The sequence below is a fragment of the Streptomyces sp. NPDC088817 genome, assembly GCF_044750345.1.
Taxonomy (GTDB): domain Bacteria; phylum Actinomycetota; class Actinomycetes; order Streptomycetales; family Streptomycetaceae; genus Streptomyces.
This window is the reverse complement of record NZ_JBIVJN010000010.1, coordinates 75,692-97,021: the sequence shown is the minus strand read 5'-3', so window position 1 is coordinate 97,021 and position 21,330 is coordinate 75,692. Positions and strand designations below refer to the sequence as shown.

16 protein-coding genes, 1 tRNA gene and 2 pseudogenes are annotated in these 21,330 nt (G+C 72.8%); 3 read left to right on the top strand and 16 right to left on the bottom strand.

Going from position 1 to position 21,330, the window contains the following annotated elements; genetic code table 11:
- Positions 1 to 227: 227 nt before the first annotated feature.
- On the bottom strand, positions 228 to 2,300 hold the full coding sequence (locus tag ACIP4X_RS20100) for a GTPase (RefSeq protein WP_401349735.1): 2,073 nt from the start codon (positions 2,298 to 2,300) through the stop codon (positions 228 to 230).
- A 3-nt stretch (positions 2,301 to 2,303) separates the two neighbouring features.
- Positions 2,304 to 3,917 (bottom strand): dynamin family protein, encoded by a 1,614-nt coding sequence (locus tag ACIP4X_RS20095; RefSeq protein ID WP_358728474.1) that lies wholly within the window; start codon positions 3,915 to 3,917, stop codon positions 2,304 to 2,306.
- A gap of 321 nt (positions 3,918 to 4,238) precedes the next feature.
- On the opposite strand from ACIP4X_RS20095, the gene ACIP4X_RS20090 reads away from it, so the two are divergent.
- Positions 4,239 to 4,314 (top strand) — tRNA-Arg (locus ACIP4X_RS20090).
- Positions 4,315 to 4,576: 262 nt separating this feature from the next.
- Here ACIP4X_RS20090 and ACIP4X_RS20085 read toward each other — a convergent pair.
- From ACIP4X_RS20085 to ACIP4X_RS20025, 13 genes and pseudogenes are all read right to left on the bottom strand, one after another.
- Positions 4,577 to 7,336 (bottom strand): SpoIIE family protein phosphatase, encoded by a 2,760-nt coding sequence (locus tag ACIP4X_RS20085; RefSeq protein WP_391458137.1) that lies wholly within the window; start codon positions 7,334 to 7,336, stop codon positions 4,577 to 4,579.
- Between the two features lie 54 nt (positions 7,337 to 7,390).
- Positions 7,391 to 7,906 carry a hypothetical protein gene (locus tag ACIP4X_RS20080; protein WP_358728472.1) on the bottom strand — a complete coding sequence of 172 codons (516 nt, stop codon included), beginning with the start codon at positions 7,904 to 7,906 and terminating at the stop codon, positions 7,391 to 7,393.
- 150 nt (positions 7,907 to 8,056) lie between these two features.
- On the bottom strand, positions 8,057 to 8,338 hold the full coding sequence (locus tag ACIP4X_RS20075) for a hypothetical protein (protein ID WP_358728471.1): 282 nt from the start codon (positions 8,336 to 8,338) through the stop codon (positions 8,057 to 8,059).
- A 206-nt stretch (positions 8,339 to 8,544) separates the two neighbouring features.
- Complete coding sequence (locus ACIP4X_RS20070; RefSeq protein ID WP_358728469.1) at positions 8,545 to 8,784, bottom strand: chaplin; 240 nt, start codon at positions 8,782 to 8,784, stop codon at positions 8,545 to 8,547.
- Between the two features lie 1,306 nt (positions 8,785 to 10,090).
- Positions 10,091 to 10,681, bottom strand: a complete 591-nt coding sequence (locus ACIP4X_RS20065) for a chaplin (RefSeq protein ID WP_358728467.1) — start codon at positions 10,679 to 10,681, stop codon at positions 10,091 to 10,093.
- 130 nt (positions 10,682 to 10,811) lie between these two features.
- Positions 10,812 to 11,039 (bottom strand): chaplin, encoded by a 228-nt coding sequence (locus tag ACIP4X_RS20060; protein ID WP_358728465.1) that lies wholly within the window; start codon positions 11,037 to 11,039, stop codon positions 10,812 to 10,814.
- A 250-nt stretch (positions 11,040 to 11,289) separates the two neighbouring features.
- Positions 11,290 to 11,475: a hypothetical protein gene (locus ACIP4X_RS20055; RefSeq protein WP_358728463.1), complete on the bottom strand. Its 186-nt coding sequence runs from the start codon at positions 11,473 to 11,475 to the stop codon at positions 11,290 to 11,292.
- 264 nt (positions 11,476 to 11,739) lie between these two features.
- Entirely contained in the window at positions 11,740 to 12,603 is an 864-nt protein-coding gene (locus tag ACIP4X_RS20050) for an ABC transporter permease (RefSeq protein WP_358728461.1), read from the bottom strand.
- Positions 12,600 to 15,251, bottom strand: coding sequence for a CocE/NonD family hydrolase (locus tag ACIP4X_RS20045; protein ID WP_391458132.1), 2,652 nt, complete (start codon positions 15,249 to 15,251; stop codon positions 12,600 to 12,602). Before ACIP4X_RS20045 ends, ACIP4X_RS20050 begins: the two co-directional genes overlap by 4 nt.
- Positions 15,252 to 15,379: 128 nt before the next feature.
- Positions 15,380 to 16,798 (bottom strand): APC family permease, encoded by a 1,419-nt coding sequence (locus tag ACIP4X_RS20040; protein WP_358728457.1) that lies wholly within the window; start codon positions 16,796 to 16,798, stop codon positions 15,380 to 15,382.
- 351 nt (positions 16,799 to 17,149) lie between these two features.
- Entirely contained in the window at positions 17,150 to 18,652 is a 1,503-nt protein-coding gene (gene mmsA, locus ACIP4X_RS20035) for a CoA-acylating methylmalonate-semialdehyde dehydrogenase (protein WP_358728455.1), read from the bottom strand.
- A gap of 14 nt (positions 18,653 to 18,666) precedes the next feature.
- Positions 18,667 to 18,858 (bottom strand): annotated as a pseudogene (locus ACIP4X_RS20030) (3D-(3,5/4)-trihydroxycyclohexane-1,2-dione acylhydrolase (decyclizing)); the annotation flags it as partial.
- A gap of 47 nt (positions 18,859 to 18,905) precedes the next feature.
- A pseudogene (locus ACIP4X_RS20025) lies at positions 18,906 to 19,043 on the bottom strand (5-deoxy-glucuronate isomerase); the annotation flags it as partial.
- A 446-nt stretch (positions 19,044 to 19,489) separates the two neighbouring features.
- Here ACIP4X_RS20025 and ACIP4X_RS20020 point away from each other — a divergent pair.
- Positions 19,490 to 19,690, top strand: coding sequence for an AlpA family transcriptional regulator (locus ACIP4X_RS20020; RefSeq protein WP_141360721.1), 201 nt, complete (start codon positions 19,490 to 19,492; stop codon positions 19,688 to 19,690).
- Positions 19,691 to 19,744: 54 nt separating this feature from the next.
- Here ACIP4X_RS20020 and ACIP4X_RS20015 read toward each other — a convergent pair whose 3' ends face one another.
- Positions 19,745 to 20,788, bottom strand: a complete 1,044-nt coding sequence (locus ACIP4X_RS20015; protein WP_391458128.1) for an alcohol dehydrogenase catalytic domain-containing protein — start codon at positions 20,786 to 20,788, stop codon at positions 19,745 to 19,747.
- A 286-nt stretch (positions 20,789 to 21,074) separates the two neighbouring features.
- Here ACIP4X_RS20015 and ACIP4X_RS20010 point away from each other — a divergent pair, with 286 nt between their 5' ends.
- Entirely contained in the window at positions 21,075 to 21,314 is a 240-nt protein-coding gene (locus tag ACIP4X_RS20010; protein WP_358728451.1) for a heavy-metal-associated domain-containing protein, read from the top strand.
- Positions 21,315 to 21,330: the final 16 nt, after the last annotated feature.

Genomic DNA, 21,330 nt, shown 5'->3' with positions numbered 1-21,330 from the left:
GACACGCGTACGGGCCCGTCCCGTACGGCTGCTCTGTCCTGGGGCGATCGCGTTCGTCGCGATCGCCGCGGAACCAGACTGCCTCCGTCCGGGCCGAGCCCGCCGAGTGCTGTGGACCGCCGCCTGTCTGTGGAAAACTCCCCCACCCTCGCGGGTGAAGCCCGCCCCTCGTCCGACTTGCGGGTCGAAGCTCAACTTTCGCCGGGCTTACCGGCGAAGACCGCCCCTCATCCGACCCCCGCTCCCTTCACCAGCGCGTACTGCTCCCGCACCTCCCGATATCGCAGGAGTTCCGCCGCCACCGGATCCAGTACCCGGGCCCGGCCGCACCCCGAGGCCGCCTCCCGCAGTCGGCGCTCGGCCTCCTGGCCGTACCGCCGTGCGGGCCCGCGCGCCGCGATCCGGCAGCTCCACTCCACGAGCGGCCCGCCCACGATGCCGGCCAGCATGAGCAGCACCGGAACCCCCAGGTTCGGCGCCATCACCCCGGCGATCTGCCCGACCAGCCACAGACCGCCGGCCGCCTGAAGGATCGTCATCGCCGCCTGGGCAAGCACCGCGACGGGCCACCAGCCCGGGCGCGGGGGCCGCCCGGGCAGCCCGGCCCGCGCCGCCAGCTGGTCCAGCGCCTCGGGCAGCCCCTGCGCACCGCGTACGGAGGCCTCGCGCACGGCCTGCGCCCACGGCCCCGGCATGCCGGCCGATGCCTGGTCGGCCACCGTGCGCACCGCGTGTTCGACACGCTGACGCGCGGTGGCCTCCTCGTCCTGCTGGGTGCCCAGCATGAGGCGTCCGGTGGGTGCCTCGCGTCGGCTCCGGCACCACCGCCACAGCCGCAGCCAGGGCGTGCCGCATGCCTTGTTGGCGTTGCGCAGCCAGGCCCGCTCGGCCGCGTCGCCCGCGGCGGTGGCGCCCACCGCGTCGGCGAGCCGGGCCGAGAACTCCTCGCGCGCCTCCTCGCTGAGCCCGGTGCTCGACCGGGTGGCGTAGACGGGCCGCAGGCGCCGGGCCGCGGCGTCCACGTCGGCCGAGATCCGCCTTACCGCTGCTCCGCGCTCGGCCACGAACTGACCGAGCGCCTCGCGCAGCTCACCGACGCCGTGCCCGGTGAGCGCGGACAGCGCGAGCACGGTCGCGCCCGGCTCGCCGTACTCGCCGAGGGCGATCCCGTCCTCGTCGAGCAGCCGTCGCAGATCGTCGAGGACCTGGTCGGCGGCCTCGCCGGGCAGTCGGTCGACCTGGTTGAGGACGACGAACATGACCTCCGCGTGGCCGGCCATGGGCCGCAGGTAGCGCTCGTGGAGGACGGCGTCCGCGTACTTCTCCGGGTCGACGACCCAGATGACGGCGTCGACGAGCCGCAGGATGCGGTCCACGTGCTCGCGGTGCTGCACGGCCGCCGAGTCGTGGTCGGGCAGGTCCACCAGGACCAGGCCGCGCAGCTGCGGGTCGGCGTCCTGGGCCTGTACCGGGCGCCTGCGCAGCCGTCCCGGGATGCCGAGCCGGTCGATGAGGCCGGCCGCGCCGTCGCTCCAACTGCACGCGATGGGTGCCGCGGTGGTCGGCCGCCGTACGCCGGTCTCCGAGATGGCGACGCCGGCGAGGGCGTTGAACAGCTGGGACTTGCCGCTGCCGGTGGCGCCCGCGATGGCGACGACGGTGTGCTGCCCGGAGAGCCGGCGCCGCGCCGCGGCCTCGTCGAGGACCCGGCCCGCCTCCGCGAGGGTGGCGCTGTCGAGCCGGGTGCGGGACAGGCCGACCAGTTCGCGCAGCGCGTCGAGCCGGGAGCGCAGCGGTCCGTCGTACGCCAGTGGGGGCGCGGCCGACTGCCGGGAGGGCCGGGGTTCCACGGGTACGAGCTCGGCGGCGGACGTCTCGCTGACGCGACGCGCGATCAGCCCGTCGTCCCAGGCGTCCTCGGCCTCCGCGGGGCTCGGGGCGTCGTCGTCCCTCCCGCGCGCGTCGTTGTGGTCGTGCTCCACGCGCGCGTGGGCCATGTCGGCCTCCTTGACCATGCTGACCTGCCCGGTCACCCGGTGGTCGGGGGCCGCCGCCCCGGGAATCCGGTGGTCCTCGGTGTCCCCGGGCGTCCCGGCGTCTCCGGCCTCCGGGACGCCTTCGGCGCCGTGGCCGTCCTCGGACCTGGCGTCCGGCGCCCTGTCCCGGATCCAGGTGTCTCCGCGCGTGTGCTCCCCGCCGGCCCTTCCGTCCGCCCTTCCGTCCGTCTCCTGGTCCGTGAGGACGGTGCCCTGCGTCTGATCGGTCTGTTCCGTTCGGTCCTGGTCAGTGACGGCGGTCACCGGTCACCTCTCCTTCAGCAGTACGGACAGCGCGGCGATGAGTTCGGCCTGGGGATCGGGGTGCACGTCGAGGGCGTCGAGCGGGGCCAGACGGCGCTCTCGTTCGGCGTTGATCACCCGGTCCAGGTGTTCGTTCAGCAGCCGCCCGGCGCGGTCGCGCAGCCGCAGCGCTCCGTGCGCGCCGATCCGCTCGGCGAGCCCCTCTCCCGCGGAGCGCGCCCGGCGTCCTCCCAGCAGCCCGGTGGCGGCCAGGGCGGCGACGGCCTCGGCGTCCGGCGCGATGCTCCGGTCCAGCCTGCGCACCTCGTCATCGGCGTACTCCTCCAGCTCCCGCCGCCAGCGCCGTACGGCAAGACCGATGCGGTGCTCGGCGCTCTCCGGCACGCGGTCGCGGCCGGCGAGCTCCGGTGCCGTGGCGGCCTGCTCGTGCCGCCAGGCGTCGTCCACGCGCTCGTCGGCGGCGGTGACGGCGCACAGCAGCAGAGCGGCCAGGCTCTCCACGAGCGCGTCGAGCAGTTCCCCGGCGGTGCAGTCCAGGGGGAAGGCACGCCACCTCTTCAGGGCGTCCCCGGCGAGCACCGCCCCCGCCTGGAGCCGTCCCCTCACGCGCGTGTGCTCGCTGTCGTAGGCGGTCTCGACGGCCGAGGTGAGCCGCAGCGCGGCGGCGTACTGGGAGGCGGTGGCACTGGCCAGCTCGGGCATCCGGGACTTCAGCGAGTCGAGGAGGCCCTGGGCCGTGCGGGCCATGACGTGCTCCCGGGCGCCGGGGTCCTGGGTCTGGTGCACCAGCCAGGTGCGCAGCTGCGCGACGGCGGAGGCGGGCAGCAGGCCCCCGCCCCAGGCCGACTCGGGCAGCTCCGGCACGGTGAAGCGCGGGACCTCGCCGAGTCCGGCCTTGGTCAGCAGCGCCCCGTACTGGCGGGAGACCTCCGAGGCGACCTGGTGCGGCACCCGGTCCAGCACGGTCACCAGCGTGGCGTCGTACTCCTTGGCCGTGCGGAGCAGGTGCCAGGGGATCGCGTCGGCGTAGCGGGCGGCCGTGGTGACCATGACCCAGATGTCGGCGGCGCAGATCAGCTCGGAGGCCAGGACACGGTTGTCGGAGATCAGGGAGTCGATGTCGGGCGCGTCGAGGAGGGCGAGCCCCGGGGGCAGGGTGTCGACGGTCTCCACGCGCAGCACCCGGGTGAAGGCGTTCTCCTGCATCAGCAGGTCGCCGTCGGCTCCGGGGTCGCCCCTGGGCACCCACACGCGCGTGAGGTTCGGCAGTACGCGCATGCCGCTGAACCAGTGATGGTCCTCCGGATGGCAGACCAGCACCGGTGTCCGAGTGGTCGGCCGCAGCACGCCCGCCTCGCTGACCCGCCGTCCGACGAGCGAGTTGACGAGAGTGGACTTCCCGGCGCCTGTCGACCCGCCGACGACCGCCAGCAACGGTGCTTGGGGCCTTCGCAACCGGGGCACCAAGTAGTCGTCTAGCTGAGCGAGCAGTTCGTCACGGTTGGCACGCGCGCGTGGAGCCCCCGCCAGGGGCAGCGGGAAGCGTGCGGCGGCGACACGGTCTCGCAGGGCGGAGAGTGCGTCGAGCAGCTGAGGCCTTACGTCCAAGGTCACCACATGCGAAGAATGCCCAATTTTAGGGGAATTCTGAAGCATATGAGCATGTCTGCGCGCCGATTGGACACATCGGACGGAAGGGATGACTGGGACGCGGGCACAGGCCAGGCATAACGAGTGCACAACACCAGGTGCGCCGGACGTCAAAAGCGATGCACGATTCGTACCCGCCTGCGATTATCAGGACCGCTTCACCGAACCTCCACATTGAGCCACGGAGGCGAAGCAACCGGGACATGGATCCGGGAGCCCTATCCTTGTCCCCGGCGATGTCACGGATCAGCCCCCACCAGGGCACCGCGACAGAGGCCACCACACCTGGCCCCCGTAGCTCAGTGGATAGAGCAGGCGCCTTCTAAGCGCTTGGCCGCAGGTTCGAGTCCTGCCGGGGGCGCCAGTCTCCGCCCTCCCTCTGGGGAGGGCTTTTCGCTGGTCAGGTCGAGACTCCGGGGCGTGCGTCGGCGTGTGCGCCGGAAGTTCACTCCGTCGGCCCTCGGCACCGGAAAGTGCGTTTTCACCCGAATGGCCGTTGCTTGCTCGGGGCGCGGATGGCAGTGGTACAGGGTGGCGAAAAATGCGCAAGGAAAGCCCACCATGGCCGGCACCGGCAAGGGACCGGTCCATTTCGCGCGGCACGCGGGGCGGTGACCGGCGCCGGGTCACAGGGGGTCGTCGCTCCACTGGTCGAGCAGTTCCTCGTCCGTGGGGCCGTCCGGCGGTGGCGCCGCGCCGTGCAGGGGCTGTTCGGTCCAGATGACCTTGCCGGTGGGGGTGTAGCGGGTTCCCCAGCGTTCGGCGTACCGGGCGATGAGGAACAGGCCGCGTCCGCCCTCGTCCGTGGTCGCCGCGTAGCGCAGGTGGGGTGAGGTGCTGCTGCCGTCGGAGACCTCGCAGATCAGGTTGCGGTCGCGCAGCAGGCGGACGTGGATGGGGTCACTGCCGTAGCGGATGGCGTTGGTGACCAGTTCGCTGAGGACGAGCTCGGTGGTGAAGCTGGCGTCCTCCAGGCCCCAGTCCTTCAGCTGCCGGGCGACGTCGGCGCGGACGCGGGAGACGGCAGCGGGGTCGGGCGGTACGTCCCAGTCGGCGACCAGAGAGGGATCGAGTACGCGGGTACGGGCGACCAGCAGGGCGATGTCGTCGCTCGCGTGGTCCGGAGGGAGGGCGTCGAGCACTACCTGACAGGTCTGCTCCGGGGACCGGTCGGGATGGGCCAGCGCGGCGCTCAGGAGTTCGAGGCCCGCGCCGATGTCCCGTTCGCGGTCCTCGACGAGTCCGTCCGTGTAGAGGACCAGCAGGCTCCCCTCGGGCAGCCGCAGCTCGGTGGCCTCGAAGGGGAGACCGCCCAGGCCCAACGGCGGGCCCGCGGGAAGGTCCGGGAAGGTCACGGTGCCGTCCGGGCGGACGAGGGCGGGCGGCGGGTGGCCGGCCCGGGCCAGGGAGCAGGCGCCCGAGGACGGGTCGTAGACGGCGTACAGGCAGGTGGCGCCGGTGAGCCCCTCCTCGCCGCCTCCTGCCTCGCCGTCCCGGTCGAGCCGGGCCACCAGGTCGTCCAGGCGGCCCAGCAGCTCGTCCGGGGCGAGGTCCAGGGTGGAGAAGTTGTGCACCGCGGTGCGCAGCCGTCCCATGGTGGCCGCCGCGTGCAGTCCGTGCCCCACCACGTCGCCGACCACCAGGGCCACCCGGGCCCCGGACAGCTCGATCACGTCGAACCAGTCCCCGCCCACCCCCGCCCGGGCGGGAAGATAGCGGTAGGCCACCTCGAGGGCGCCCGGTTCGGGCAGGGCGCGGGGCAGCAGACTGCGTTGCAGGGTGACCGCCATGGTGTGCTCGCGCGTGTAGCGGCGGGCGTTGTCGAGGGCCACGGCGGCCCGGGCGGCCAGTTCCTCGGCGAACGGCACGTCCTCCTCGTCGAAGGACTCCCCTTGCCGGCAGCGCCAGAAGTCCACCACCCCCAGCACCATGCCGCGGGCGCGCAGCGGCACCGCGATGAGGGAGTGGATGCCGCGCTCCAGGAGGTGCCGGGCGCGATCGGGATCCGCCGTCCGCCACTCCCGCGCGACTGTCAGATCCGCCACGAGCACCCCTCGGCCGGTCTCCGCGCACCGGGCCTGCGGCGTGCTGGGCGGGAAACTGAGCCGGCTGCCCACCCCCGACAGCGGTTGGTACCCGGAACGGCCCCGCAGTGCGGCCCGGCGCACCTCGCCGATCGCCCCGGTCGGCTCCTGGCCCCTCAGGACCTCCTCGGCCAGTTCCACGGTGACGATGTCGGCGAACTCAGGAACGGCCACGTCCGCCAGTTCCTGCGCGGTGCGCGACACGTCCAGGGTGGTGCCGATCTTCACGCCGGCGTCGTAGAGGAGTTTCAGGCGCTCGCGTGCCACCTCGGCGCGTCCCGACAGGGCGCGCAGCTCCGTGGTGTCCCTGAGGGTCACCACGGAGCCCGCGTACCCGCCGTACGGGGCGGTGGGCCGCTTGTTGACCGCGAGCAGGCGGTCGGCCGTGAGGTGGACCTCGTCGCTGGCCGTGCGCTCCGATGTCAGCAACTCGGCGATGTCGGCGTCCAGGGGCAGGTCGGTGACCTTGTGGCCCTCCGCGTCCGGCGGCAGTTCCAGCAGCCGCTGCGCCTCGTCGTTGGCGAGCAGCAGCCGGCCGTCGCCCCCGACGATCAGCACACCCTCGCGCACCGCGTGCAGCACGGCGTCGTGGTGGTCGTACATCCGTGTCATCTCGGCCGGTCCCAGGCCGTGGGTCTGGCGCAGCAGCCGCCGGCTCACCAGTGCGGTGCCGCCCGCGGCCAGGGCCAGCGCCCCGCCAGCCGTCCCCAGCAGGACCGGAAGCTGGCGGCCTGCCGTGCTCTGCACCCTCTGGACCGTGATCGCGACCGCTACGGTGCCGACGGCCTCGCCGCCCGGCCTGGTGACGGGGACGTACGAGACCACCGAGCGTCCCTGGGTGGTCCGCAGGACCTGGGTGATGGCGGAGTGCGGCGGTCTGCGGGGACCGAGGACCGGTTTGCCGATGAGGGCCGGGTTGGAGTGGGTGTACCGGATCCCGTCCTTGGAGTAGATGACGACGAGGTCGACATCGGCCCCCTTCATGATCTTCTGCGCGACGGGCTGAAGCACCTTGGTGGGGTCGGGGCCCGTCATCGCCTTCAGCGTGTCCGGCGCGTACGCCAGCGTCTCGGCGATGCCGAGGGAGCGTTCCCGGGCGTCCTTGGTGCTGTCGTCCCCGGCCTGGAGCACGAGGGCGACCAGCGCGGCGGCGACGATCAGCACCGCGATGACCACTTGCAGCAGGAACACCTGGCCCGCGACGCTGCGCGGCCTGAACAGGGACCGCAGTCGCCCCGGGGGCGGCTGCGGCGAGTTGTCGCGCCCGCCGCGCCGGAGAGATCGACGGGAGTGTGCGATCACTTTTCCATTTTGCGCCTTGTGTCCCTGTCGGCATTCCGGCGAGAGCCGGGGCTGTTACAGGCCGAGGCCGGGGCCCGCTGTCAGGTCGGCGCCCGGGGTGGTGCGCAGGACGGGGGCGAGGACGGCCAGCTCCGGTTGCTTGACGGTGGGCAGTTCGCCGGGGCTCGGGTTGGTCAGCGGGGCGTCCAGGGCCAGTCCCGGGGTCAGGGTCCGGACGTCGGAGGCGGGCAGGCCGACGCCGACGTGGTCGAAGCCGTCGTCGTGGGCGTGGGCCAGCGGGGCGCGCAGCTCAAGGCCGGGCAGGGCGCCGTCGACCGGCAGTCGCGGCACGGTGTGCTCGGGCAGGAGCCGTCCCCGGACGAAGCGTGGGGGCTCCGGCACGCCCGCCGTGGGCAGCGGCACCTGGCCGCCGACCTCGGGCAGTTCCGTGCCGAGGGCCGCCTCCGCGCCGCCCAGCGGGACGGGCACGGGGACCGTGCCGGCCGCGGCGGCGGGGGTCGCGGCCGCGCCCATGGCTGCCGCGATGCCCGTGATGACGGCGGCGAGGGTTCCTCGAGTGGTCGACTTCATGTCAGGTACGGTCCCTTTCCGGGTTCGGGGCTCGACGTCCGTACCGTCCAACGATCCTGACGCCACCAGCAGCACGGGATTCCCCCGAGTGCCTCAGTAGTACGACGGTTCCGGCCGGTACGGAGGCGCCGAGCTGACGTGTCAGGTGGCTCAGCGCTGGACCGCGAGGCCGCCGAGCAGCGGCTTCGGGGCGTTCAGGGTCTTGGTGGCGCCGTTCACCGTGTGGAGCAGTGAGTTCCGGTTCTCGGTGTCGAGGGTGTCGGACTGCTGCTGCAGCGGCATGACGTCGACGGGGCCCTTGGTGAGCGTGTTCACGGCGCCGGTGAGGCTGTGGGGCGTGAGGTCGGCGGAGTTCTGGGCGAACGCGGGCGCGGCGGCGCCGGTGAGGGCCAGGGAACCGGCCAGGACAGCGGCAGCCTTCAGGGACTTCATCGTGTTCCTTTCTTCGGCGGCGTCGGTCACCGCGGGGGTTCGTGCCGCCGTGTCCAACGAGCTCCGGCCGGACCGGAAACCCTTCAGCGCCGCGAAATGGCCGGGTCCTTGTGCGGACCCGGCGACGCGTGGGGCTGTGACGCGGTCGGCCGCCGTCCCCGGGGAAACCGGGGGACGGCGGCCGGCCGGACGAATGCGCGCGGACGTCAGGCGTTGACGCAGGCGTTGCCGAACGCCGGGTTCAGCACGCCGATGACGTCGATGGTGTTGCCGCAGACGTTGACCGGGACGTGCACGGGAACCTGGATGACGTTGCCCGACAGCACGCCCGGGGAGTTGGCGGCGCCGCCGGTCGCGCCGCTGCTGGCGGCGGCGATGCCGGCACCACCGGCGACGGCCGCGGCGGCGACGGAGGTAAGGACCAGGCCCTTGGCGATACGCGACATGGAGAAGTGCTCCTTGGATTGATGCAAAAACACCTGGGCGGGATGCCCGGCGCTGTGTCAACGCGCAGCGCTCCCGCGAGTTGTGCCGCCAAAGGAGTGATATCGAAAATTCCGGGGCGCGCGGGCGGGTTGCGTGCGGGGACGCGGCGCGGGGCGTACCGGGGTTACGGCGGGCGTGGCCCAGAAGGGCCAGGGTGGGTCAGGGTCGGGTTGGGTCAGTGCTGGGCCGGGCGGCCGGGACGCGTGGCCGACGGGGCGGACCGGGGCCAGGGGCAGACGGGGGCAACGGCAGGTCAGGGCCAGGTCGAGCGCAGGCCAGGACGGGGCTGGCGCCGCGCCGGACGGGGCAGGCGCGCAACGGCGCCGTGCACGCGCGGAGCGGAGGCTGATGGCAGGCCACGGCCAGGTCCGGCAGCCAGCCACGCCAGGGTGCCAGCGCAGCAGGGATGCAGCGGCCCGCAGCCGGGGGCGGGGCCGCCAGCAGGCCACCGCTCGGAGCAGTACCAAGCCGCGGGGCGGCAGGCCAGGGGCAGGACGAAGCGGGACCGCGGACGCAGCGGAGCCTGCGGCAGGCGCCACGGCCGGGGCCAGTGGCAGCCAGAGCGAGGCCTGGTGGCGCGTCGGGGCGGGCCGCGGCGGGCCCGGGCTGCGAGCGACCCAAGACCGGGATCGGCGCGGGGCGACAGCACCCGATGACCGGAACGAGCGGCAAGCCAGGCGAAGGCCGATGGGACACCGGGGGTAGCCGCGGTCGGGCCGGCGCCGGGAGTGGAGCAGGGGCCAATGGCACACCACACGGCCGGAACCGACGGCGAGCCGGGACGAAAGCCGGCGGCACGCCAGGGGCGGCACAGGGACCCAGCAGGGCCAGTGCCAAGGGCCGCGGCTGACCGGCACCTCAAACAGGCCAATGCCTCAGGCAGGCCGGCGCCATGCGCAGAGCTGGGCCGCGGGCGGCCGCTCCTGGCGTCAGCAAGACACGCGCCCGCCCGGCGGCACGTCCCACGCGACGGCCGCCAGCAAGGCCCACGCGACGACGGGCTGCCACGCCCGCGCGACAACCGGCAGCAAGGCAGCCGCGTCAGCCGTCTGCAAGACCATCCCGACGGAACTCAGCAAGACCACCTACGCCAGCCCGGTGCAAAACCACCCCGCCGGAAGCCAGCCAGGCTGCCTTGCCGGCCCGCTGCAAGACCACCCCGACGGAGGTCAGCGAGGCCACCACTCCCGCCGAATGTCGATACACCGACGGGTGCCGGACGTCGTGTCCGGCACCCGTGGGGGGCCGATGCGGTGGCCGGGGACGTCAGCTCTGGCGCTGCGTCGCCGTGCGGCCGCGGCGGTAGAGGAGCACGCCGCCGGCGATCAGGGCCGCGCTGGCGGCCGAGGACGCGAGCAGGGCGCCCGTGCCGGTCTCGGCGAGCTGCGGGGCCGCGTCCGGCGTGTCGTCCACGAAGGCCGCCGGAGCCGGCAGGGTGTGGCCACGCTGGGGATCGGGCTTCGCCGTGTCCACCACCGGCGACGGGGTCTCCGCGTCCGGCGTGGCGGCGACCGGCGTCTGCACCGGCGTCGGCGGCGTGGGAGTGACCACGGGCGGCGGAGTCGTGGCCTCACCGCCGGACGGCGGCGTGACGGCGGGCACCGCGACCGGCGCCGAGGCGTTGGCGCAGCCGTTGCCGAACGCCGGGTTCAGCAGCGCCACCACGTTCACCGTGTTGCCGCAGACGTTGACCGGCACGTGCACGGGAGCCTGGATGACGTTGCCCGAGAGCACGCCCGGGGAGTTCGCGGCGGCACCCTCGGCCTGCGAGTCGGCCAGGGCGGGGCTGCCGTACAGGGTCAGCATGCTCGTCGCGGCCGCGGCCGCGAACACTCCCCTGCTCAGAGTCTGTCGCAATCTCGTTGTCTTCCTGCTTGCAGCCGCCCTGTCCGAGCGGCTTGAAGATGTGGGAAGGCCGGCCTTGGGCGAAAGATCGGTGTCCAAGGCCGGCCGTGACACAGCCGGTGCGGCTGGGTGCGCCGGACGGTCAGCCGTTGGCGCAGGTGTTGCCGAACGCCGGGTTCAGCAGCGCGATGACGTTGACGGTGTTGCCGCAGACGTTGACCGGGACGTGCACGGGAACCTGGATCACGTTGCCCGAGAGCACGCCCGGGGAGTTCGTGGCGGTACCCGCGGCTCCGGAGTCGGCGAAGGCGGGGCCCGCCATGCCCAGGGCCACGAGGGCGCCGGTGACGACAGCAACGCTCTTCTTCATGAATTGTTCCCTTCTTGGGGCCGATGCCCCGATGGCGGTCTGAAACCGAGTGAACACAACCGATACGGTCGTGATGCTGAACGAGGAATAGCCGTAATGGAAAAACGCGGAACGTGAGTCGCTGAGCACTTCACTCGTTTGACCCGCGCGACCATACGATTCACCCTCGACTGCATTGCCTGGAAAGGGCTCTTCGGAAAGGTACGGGCAGTCCTCGGCAAAGCGGCGGAGGACCGTGGGCGACCCGAGGTCAGCGGGACCGCGGGCTCATGCTTCCCGTCGCGGCCACGTTGCCGGACGACGACGAGGCTCCGGCGCCGTTCGAGACCGTCGGGCCACTGTCGTCGCCGATGGCGGGCGCCGCGGGAGCGGCCGCCACCGGCATACCGACGACAGGGGCGGCGGCTGCCGCGGCGACCTTTGCCTTCTTGAGCACTGCCCGTTCCTTTCCTCGTAGCGACGCACGTCCTACGACTTCATCAACCCGGCGCGGCATGTTTGGTTGCGGGGGTTCACCCGCTTGGACCCCACCGCATTCAAAACTGAGGAAAATCAGGGGAGTCCGAAAAACACACAAGCAGTCCGGGTCGTCGACCGACGGAGTGAAGGAAAGAAACAAGTCCCGCTCGGCGCGCCCGCGCGGAAAGCCACGCCCGCCGCGATGACGTCGCCGGCACTGCTCCGCCGCGGGCAGCGGCTCCTACGACACGACGTCCTTACGGGCGAAACCGCGGAAGGCCAGGGCGAACAGCACCAGCGCGTAGCTGACGGAGACCGCCGTGCCCTGGATCATGCCGGACCACTCGGCGTGCGGCTGCACGGCGTCGGCCCAGGCGTACTGCCAGTGCGCGGGCAGGAAGTCGCGCCAGTGCCCGAGGGCCGTGACGGCGTCCAGGACGTTGCCCACGATGGTCAGGCCGACCGCGCCGCCCACGGCGCCCAGGGGCGCGTCCGTCCTGGTGGAGAGCCAGAACGCCAGGGCGGCGGTGACCAGTTGCGACACGAAGATGTACGCCACGACCACCAGCAGCCGCTGCGCGGCGGTCCCCGCGTCGAGCGCGCCGCCGGTGGGTATCCGCAACGGGCCCCAGCCGTAGGCGGCGGTGCCGACGGCGAGCGCGACCAGCGGGAGCAGCACCATCGCGGCCAGGCTGAGCCCGAGTCCGACGACGAGCTTGGACCACAGCAGCCGGGCCCGCGGCACGGGCGCGGCGAGCAGATAGCGCAGGGAGGACCAGCTCGCCTCGGAGGCGACGGTGTCCCCGCAGAACAGCGCCACCGGGATCACCAGCAGGAAGCCCGCCGAGACGAACAGGTTCACCGCGGCGAAGTTGGCCGCGGACGCGGTGGCCGTGTCCATCAGCGTCACCCGGTCGCCGCGGCCGCCCGGACCGCCGCCGATCGCGAGGGCGACGGCCAGCACGAACGGCAGCGCGGCCAGGATGCCGCCCATGACCAGCGTGCGGCGCCGCTTGAGCTGCCGCGCCAGCTCCACCCTCAGGGGCAGGGTGCGGCCGGCCCGGTAACCGGAGGCGACCTCGGTGCTCTCGGCGAGCGTGCTCATGCGGAACCTCCGATCAGGGTGAGGAAGGCGTCTTCGAGCCGGCGGTGGGGGCCGACCGCGACGACGGGCACCTCCAGGCGCACCAGCTCCGCGACCAGGTCCTGTGCCGTGCCGCCGGTCTCAAGGCGGACCAGGAGGCCGTCCTCGGTGCGCCGTGCGGAGGCGACGTCCGGCAGGGCGGACACCTTCTCCACGACCGGGTCCTCCAGCGGCGTGGCGGTGCCCACGAGCAGGGTGTCGCCGGAGCCGGTGATCTCGCCGACCGGACCCGCCTGCACCAGACGTCCGCGGTCCATCACCACGAGGTGGGTGCAGGACTGTTCGACCTCGGAGAGCAGATGGCTGGAGACGATCACCGTGCGGCCGTCGGCCGCGTAGCGGATCATCACCTCGCGCATCTCACGGATCTGGGGCGGGTCGAGGCCGTTGGTCGGCTCGTCCAGGATCAGCAGGTCCGGCAGGCCGAGCATGGCCTGCGCGATCGCCAGGCGCTGGCGCATGCCCTGCGAGTAGGTGCGTACGGCACGGGCCAGGGCGTCGCCGAGGCCGGCGATCCGCAGGGCCTCGTCCAGGTGCGCGTCCTCGGGCGGGCGGCCGGTGGCCCGCCAGTACAGTTCCAGGTTGTCCCGGCCGGACAGATGGGGCAGGAAACCGGCGCCCTCTACGAAGGCGCCGACCCGCGACAGCACGGGCGTGCCGGGCCGTACGGCGTGGCCGAAGACGCGGATCTCGCCGTCGTCCGGCTGGATCAGGCCCATCAGCATGCGCAGGGTGGTCGTCTTGCCCGCGCCGTTCGGCCCGAGCAGGCCGAGGACCTGGCCCTTGTCCACCTGGAACGACAGGTCCCGTACCGCGTACCGGTCGGCCGACTTCGCGTAGCGCTTGCTCAGGCCGGTGATCCGCAGTGGGACGTCGGCCAGTTCCGGGTCGGGCGCGGGCGCGGCCGTGCGGCGGCGGGCGGTCAGCAGCAGGGCGAGGGCGACCGCGGCGCCGGCGAGCGGCAGCCACCACACCCAGGAAGGCAGCGGTGCCGCCGCGGTGGTCACGCCCGGCGCGGTCGGCACCTTCAGGTCGCTCTTGAGGCCGACGGTGTACGTCGCCGGGGCGGCCGGTGAGGCGTAGCCGAGGTCGGTGGAGGCGAGGACCAGGCGGAGCCGGTGGCCCTTCTGGACCTCGTGGTCGACGGCCGGGAGGGTGAGGGTGACGTCCTTGCCCGCCTTGGCGCCCTCGACGCGCACGGGGGTCACGAGCTGGGAGGGCAGTACCGGCTGCTGCTTGCCCGGTCCGACGTCGTAGAGCTTGGCGAAGAGCACCGCGTCGTCGGCGGTCGAGGTGACGTGGACGGTCACCGTGGGCGATCCGGTGACGCGCAGGCCGGCGCCGAGGGGTGCGGAGTCGAAGCGCGCGTACTGGCCGGGGAAGTCGAGGGACACGCCGACGCCGAGCGAGGAGAGCTGGGACAGTCCGCCGGAGCCGCCGAGGCCGGGCAGGGAGGACACGGCGGGCGGGTTGGCCCCGGCGGGGTTCTCGAAGCGCCGCTCGCCTCCGCGCAGGGCGATGGACCGCTGCCCGCCTTCGAGGCCGGGGTACGTGCTCGCGCTCGCGCCCCGCAGCAGGGCCCTGCCGTCGGTGGAGTCGACGCCGCCGGTGCGGGTGACGCGGAAGGCGGGGCCGGTGTCGGTGTTCTTGTCACCCTTGAGGTGGCGGTCGAACCAGGTCTTCACGCGCGCCTGTACCCGGGCGGTCTCCATGTCGCCGCCGTCGTGGCCGCCGGCGATCCAGTCGACGTCGACCGGGGCGCCGTTCGCGCGGATCGCCGTGGCGGCGGCGTCGGCCTGGCCGAGCGGGAAGAGGGAGTCCGTCTGGCCCTGCACCAGCAGGGTCGGCACCTTGATGCGGTCGGCGACGGCGGACGGCGAGCGCTCCTGGAGCAGTGCGCGCGCCTCGGCGTCCGGCTTGCCCGACTCGGCGACCCGCTCGTACATCCGGCACAGCGCGGGCTCGAACTTCGCGCATCCGCCGCCGGAGTTGATGAAGGCGCCCGCCCACAGTTTCTTGAAGACGCCGCCGGGGAGGAGCGCGTCCGCGAGGTTCCAGTAGGTGATCGCCGGGGCGATGGCGTCCACCCGGTGGTCGTGTCCGGCGGCGAGGAGGGAGATCGCCCCGCCGTAGGAGGCTCCGGCCACGCCCACGCGCGGGTCGCCGGGCCCGTCGAGCCGCACCTCGGGCCGCCGCGCCAGCCAGTCGATCAGCCTGGAGACGTCGGCGACCTCGCCCTCGGGGTCGTTCAGCCCGATCTTTCCGGTGGATCTGCCGAAGCCGCGTGCCGACCACGTCAGCACCGCGTATCCGTCCCTGGCGAGGTCCTGGGCCTGGCGCCGTACGTCGTCCTTGCTGCCGCCGAAGCCGTGCCCGAGCAGGACGGCGGGGTGGCGGCCGGGCGTGGCCGGGGTGAAGTACGAGGTGTCGAGGCGCACCCCGTCGCCCATGGCGAGCACCTGGTCGGCGCGGTGCACCGGGGGCGGGTCGTCGGAGGCGATCGCCGTCCACGTGCCGGCGCCGGCCAGCACGACGACGGCGGCCCCGGCGGCCAGCAGGCGCCGGGGCCTCCGCAGCAGCCCGCGCAGTCCGGGCGGTCGAAGATCCATGCCTTCCACGGTACGGGCCGCCACCGACAGCCGAAGCCGCCGCCGGACCGAACCTCCGCACCTCCTCGGGGAGTACGGGGCGGCCGCGGTGTACCGCGTCCGCGGTACGCGGCGGCGGCTTCGCCGTCCTACGGGCGGGTGTCCTCCGGGATCGACACCAGCCAGCGGGTGTCGCGGCGGGGACGGAGGTAGAGGGCCCAGTAGAGGGTGGCGACCGCCATGATGCCGCCGGTCAGCAGCAGGTAGGTGATGTCCTGCCGGCTGAGGATGTAGGCCAGGAGCGCGATGAGCAGCACCGGCATGGCCGGCCACAGGGGCATGCGCCACGCGGGCGTGTGCTTGTGGGAGCCGCGGCGGGCCAGCAGCGCGCCGACCGCGACGAGCAGGTACATCCCGGTCACCGACACACCCGTGACGCCGTACAGGGTGTCCAGGTTGACGAAGCACAGCAGCGCGCCGGGCACGCCCACCGCGAGGGTGGCGACCCACGGGGAGCCGAAGCGGCCGAGCTTGGAGAAGGCCTTGTTGACCGGCTCGGGCCAGGCCTTGTCGCGGGCGGAGGCGAACAGCACGCGGGAGTTCTGGATGACCATGACGATGCCGGCGTTGATGATCGCCAGGGCCACGCAGAGGCTGACGAAGGTGCCGACCGCGGAGTTGGACCAGGCGATCACCATGGCGCTCAGGTTGCCGCTGGTCAGCTCCTTGATGTCGGAGGCGCCCATGGTGATGGCGACGACCGGCACGAGGATGATCACGGAGGAGATGGCCAGGGTGGCGAGCACCGTGCGGGCGACGTTGCGGCGCGGGTTCTCCAGTTCCTCGGAGAGGTAGACGGCCGTCGAGAAGCCCTGGGTGGCGAAGAGGGCGATGGCGAGTCCGGAGATGACGAGCATGGCCGTCACGGTGTCGGTGTGGCCGCCGGAGCCCGCCACCTGCATGGAGACCAGGCTGCCGGCGCCCCGGTGGCTGTGCGCGAAGCCCAGCAGGGCGACCACGCCGGCGGCGATGACCTCCAGGACCAGGAAGATGCCGGTGATCCAGGCGTTGGCGCGCAGGTCAAGGAGGCCGGCGAGGGTGGCCATCAGCATCACGCCGGCGCCGGTCAGGGCCGGGTCGAGGTGCACGACCGGTGCCAGGTAGTCCGCGGTGCCCATCGCGATCACCGGCGGGACGATCATGACGACGAGCAGGGACAGCACGAAGACCAGCCAGCCCGCCAGCCGCCCGGCCATGGTCGACACCATGGCGTACTCGCCGCCCGCGCTGGGGATGAGGGTGCCCAGTTCCGAGTAGCAGAACGCCACGGCGACGCACAGCAGGGAGCCGATGGCGAGGGTGAGGGCGGTGGCGGTGCCGAGCGAGCCGAGGAGGTCGGGGACGACCACGAAGAGGGTGGAGGCGGGGGTCACGCACGAGAGGGTGAGGAGGGTGCCGCCGACGACCCCGATGGAACGCTTGAGCTGGGCGGGGCTGTCCGTCGCCTGTGCGGGACCCCCGGCCGCCTCCGGGGCGGCGTTCTCGACAGAGCGGAGCAGGTCGGTCATGCGGCGGTTCCGATCGACTTGTGCAACAGGTGAGGGGCCGGGGAGCGCGCTATCGCCTCCGGCGGTTCGCGGTCGTGAGCACTCTCGTCCGCTCCCGGCCCGGTTATCGAACATCAACGAAAACCATTGAGTCAATGGCCGTTAACCTACGGAATCCGTGGCGGAACGGCGATCTACGACTGATTCACGCGTCGAACGGTCCCATTGTTCGGGCCCTTACGGGCGTGCGGGAACCGCAGCGCACCCACGAAAAAAGACGAGGCCGTCCGCATATCGGACGGCCTCGTCATCGCCTGCGGCGACGGCCGGGTCACGGCGGTCGGGGATCCCGACCGCCGGGCATCGCGCCGGTCAGTGGTTGCGCGGGAACCCGAGGTCCACGCCGGCAGGGGCCTCGGACGGGTCCGGCCAGCGGGTGGTGATGACCTTGCCGCGGGTGTAGAAGTGCGTGCCGTCGTTGCCGTAGATGTGGTGGTCGCCGAAGAGCGAGTCCTTCCAGCCACCGAAGGAGTGGTAGCCCACCGGCACCGGGATCGGCACGTTGACGCCGACCATGCCGGCCTCGATCTCCAGCTGGAACCGGCGGGCCGCGCCGCCGTCCCGGGTGAAGATCGCCGTGCCGTTGCCGAACGGCGAGGCGTTGATGAGCGCCACACCCTCCTCGTAGGTGTCCACGCGCAGCACGCACAGCACCGGGCCGAAGATCTCGTCCTGGTATGCCTTGGCGGTGGTGGGCACCTTGTCGAGCAGCGAGATGCCGATCCAGTGGCCGTCCTCGAAGCCCTCGACCGTGTAGCCGGTGCCGTCCAAGACGACCTCGGCGCCCTCGCCCGCGGCGTTCTCCACGTACGAGGCCACCTTGTCGCGGTGCACCTTGGTGATCAGCGGGCCCATCTCGGAGGACGGGTCGTTGCCGGGGCCGATCTTGATCTTCTCGGCGCGCTCACGGATCTTCTCCACCAGCTCGTCGCCGATCGCGCCGACGGCGACGACGGCCGAGATGGCCATGCAGCGCTCGCCCGCCGAGCCGTACGCGGCCGAGACGGCGGCGTCGGCGGCCGCGTCCAGGTCGGCGTCCGGCAGCACCAGCATGTGGTTCTTGGCGCCGCCGAGGGCCTGCACGCGCTTGCCGTTCGCGGAGGCGGTGGTGTGGATGTAGCGGGCGATCGGGGTGGAGCCGACGAAGGAGACCGCCTTGACGTCCGGGTGCTCCAGGAGGCGGTCCACGGCCACCTTGTCGCCGTGCACCACGTTGAAGACGCCGTCGGGCAGCCCGGCCTCGGCCAGCAGCTCGGCGATCTTCAGGGAGGCCGACGGGTCCTTCTCACTCGGCTTCAGCACGAAGGTGTTGCCGCACGCGATGGCGATGGGGAACATCCACATCGGGACCATCGCCGGGAAGTTGAACGGCGTGATGCCGGCGACCACGCCCAGCGGCTGCCGGATCCCGGCCACGTCGACGCGGGTGGCGACCTGGGTGGACAGCTCGCCCTTGAGCTGCACGTTGATGCCGCAGGCCAGGTCGACGATCTCCAGGCCGCGCGCGACCTCGCCGAGCGCGTCGGAGTGCACCTTGCCGTGCTCGGCGGTGATCAGCTCGGCGATCTCGTCGCGGTGGGCGTCCAGCAGTGCCCGGAACTTGAACAGGATCGAGGTCCGCTGGGCGAGCGAGGACTGCCCCCAGCTCAGGTACGCGTCCTTGGCGACGGCGACCGCGGCGTCCACCTCCTCCACGGAGGCGAACGCGACCTTGGTGGTGACCTCGCCGGTCGCCGGGTCCGTGACCGGCCCGTACGTCCCCGAGGCGCCTTCGACGGTCTTCCCGCCGATCCAGTGGTTGACGATCTTCGTCATGCCCGGTTACTCCTTCACAGATGGCGGCGACGGGTCGATACGTGCCGTGCGTACAGCTCGTGTCCCGTGACCGGCGACGGGCGCGCCGCGGTCCCGGCCACAGGTACATCCCACCAGGCCCGCGCGGTAGGCGCGCCCGACACTGTGTCTGCGGTTTCCGTCTCCGTGTAGACACATGTGGGAGTGTCCGCCGCGCGGGACGCGGCGGGGACGGCGCGCGGATTCCGCGCTCGGGCGCGGTGCGGCCGGCCCGCGCCGCGCGGTGGGCTGTCGGGACCTCCGGCGCGGGGCCGTAGCGGGCGGGGAGTCGACGCTCGCACTTCGCTCCTGCCAGGGCGAAGCGGCGTCCCGCGCCGGAGGCGTTCTGTGCCCGTGCGCGACGGGGCACGTGCGGGTCTGCGCCCAGCGTGCCCGTACCGCTCGGGTGAGGAAACTCTTGATCCGCCGGGCCGTCCCGGGCGCGCGGGCGAGTACGGCCCCGCGGTGATCAGGTCGCGCACCATCGACTGCCCTCGGCCTCCCTTCACTCCCCCGGTTCTAGTGCCGGGCACGGACCTCTGTCAATGGTTTGTCCGGACATACGGACGACAGGGGGTAACCGGCCGCACAAACCCCCGGGCGGGTAAGTCGCCTGCTTCAGCTCTGTCACAAAAACCTCTGCCGTGTCACACATGTCGCAAGTACGCGGGTCCTCGGTCACACCCGGCCGACAGCCGCTTGCCGCTGCGCGGCCGGTCTCGTTCACCGACCACAGGCTTGGAGATCGCCAGCGCGGCGCCCGGCTCCCCCGACGGCCTCTCCGGCCGCCGCCGTGGTGCGCGCGGGGAGGTGCACGTCATGACCGACCGAAGGCTCTGGTCGTACAAGGAGATCGCGGCGCACATCCGGGTGCAGCCGGACACCGTGCGGTCCTACCGCAAGCACGGTCTGCTGCCGCCGCCCGACCATGTGGAGAGCGGCAGGCCCTACTGGTACGCCGACACGGTCCGCGCCTGGGTCGCCGCCCGGCCCGGCAACCGCGGACGCAGAGCCGACTGAACCAGGCCGTGTGTGGCGGCGCCCCGCGCGGGGTGGGGCGCCGTCATACCCGGCTCAGCTCCACGGCTCGATGACGGTGACCCCGGATCCCGGTGCCGTGCCCATCGCGGCGAGCGCGTCCGGGACGGCCGCCAGCGGAATGGCCGACGTCACCAGCAGGTCGGGGCGCAGCACTCCGGCCCGCACCAGTTCCAGCATCTCCGGATAGGCGTGCGCGGCCATGCCGTGGCTGCCGAGGAGTTCGAGCTCCAGGGCGACGGCGCGGGCCATGGGCACCGGGGTGGTCCCGGTCGTGGAGGGCAGCAGGCCGACCTGGACGTGGCGGCCGCGGCGGCGCAGGCCGTTCACCGAGGCGGCACAGGTGACGGGCGAGCCGAGCGCGTCGAGCGAGAGATGGGCGCCGCCCCCGGTCAGCTCGCGCACCCGCTCCGCCGTGTCCTCGACGGCGGACGCGTCGACGCAGTGCGCGGCGCCGAACCCCCGGGCCAGGTCCAGGGCCCGGGCGGACACGTCCACGGCGACCACCCTGGCCCCCGCGGCCGCCGCGATCATCACCGCGGACAGGCCGACGCCCCCGCAGCCGTGCACGGCGACCCAGTCGCCGGCGGACGCCCGGCCCTGCTGGACGACCGCGCGGTACGCGGTGGCGAATCGGCAGCCGAGCGAGGCCGCCGTGGCGCTCGACATGCCCTCGGGTACGGCGACCAGGTTCACGTCGGCGTGGTCGAGCGCCACGTACTGGGCGAAGGAGCCCCAGTGCGTGAAGCCGGGCTGGGTCTGCCGCTCGCACACCTGCTGGTCGCCGGCCGCGCAGGCGGGGCAGGTGCCGCATGCGCAGACGAAGGGGACGGTGACCCGGTCCCCGGGCCGCCAGCGGGTCACCCGGGGGCCCACCTCCTCGACGGTTCCGGCGAGTTCGTGTCCGGGCACGTGCGGCAGCGTGATGTCGGGGTCGTGGCCCTGCCAGCCGTGCCAGTCGCTGCGGCACAGCCCGGTCGCCTCGACCCGCACCACGACGCCGTGCTCCGCGGGCCTCGGGTCGGCCACCTCGCGCACCTCGGCCGGCTCCCCGTACCGCTCGAACACCACAGCCCGCATCGCCGTCCCGCCTTCCGCCCGGTATCTTCGCGGCCCATCGCCGTCGGCGAAACCGTAGTACGCGGGCACATCCCGGACGCGAGGGGCTGCCCGGCCCTGCCTCCCGGCGACGCCGTGGCGCCTCGCCTCACTCCATTGCCGGTGACCGCGCGGCGACCCGGCCGCGATTCCTTGGAGGAATACCCCCTAGGGGTATAGTGTTGACGAATGGAGGGCCCCGATGGCCTCCCGGCGACCCACACGCCCCACCCACCATGACCCCCACCAGCACGACGAGGAGAACGACATGACCACCCAGACTGGCACTTCGGACACCGTCACCACCGTCTACAAGGTGAGCGGGATGAGCTGCGGACACTGCGAGGGTTCCGTCTCCTCCGAGATCTCCGACCTGCCCGGTGTCAGCTCGGTGAAGGCCGTCGCCTCCACCGGCGAGGTCACCGTCGTCTCCGCCTCCCCGCTGGACGAGCAGGCGGTGCGCGCCGCCGTCGACGAGGCCGGGTTCGAGCTCGTCGGCCAGGCCTGACGAGACCCGGTCCACC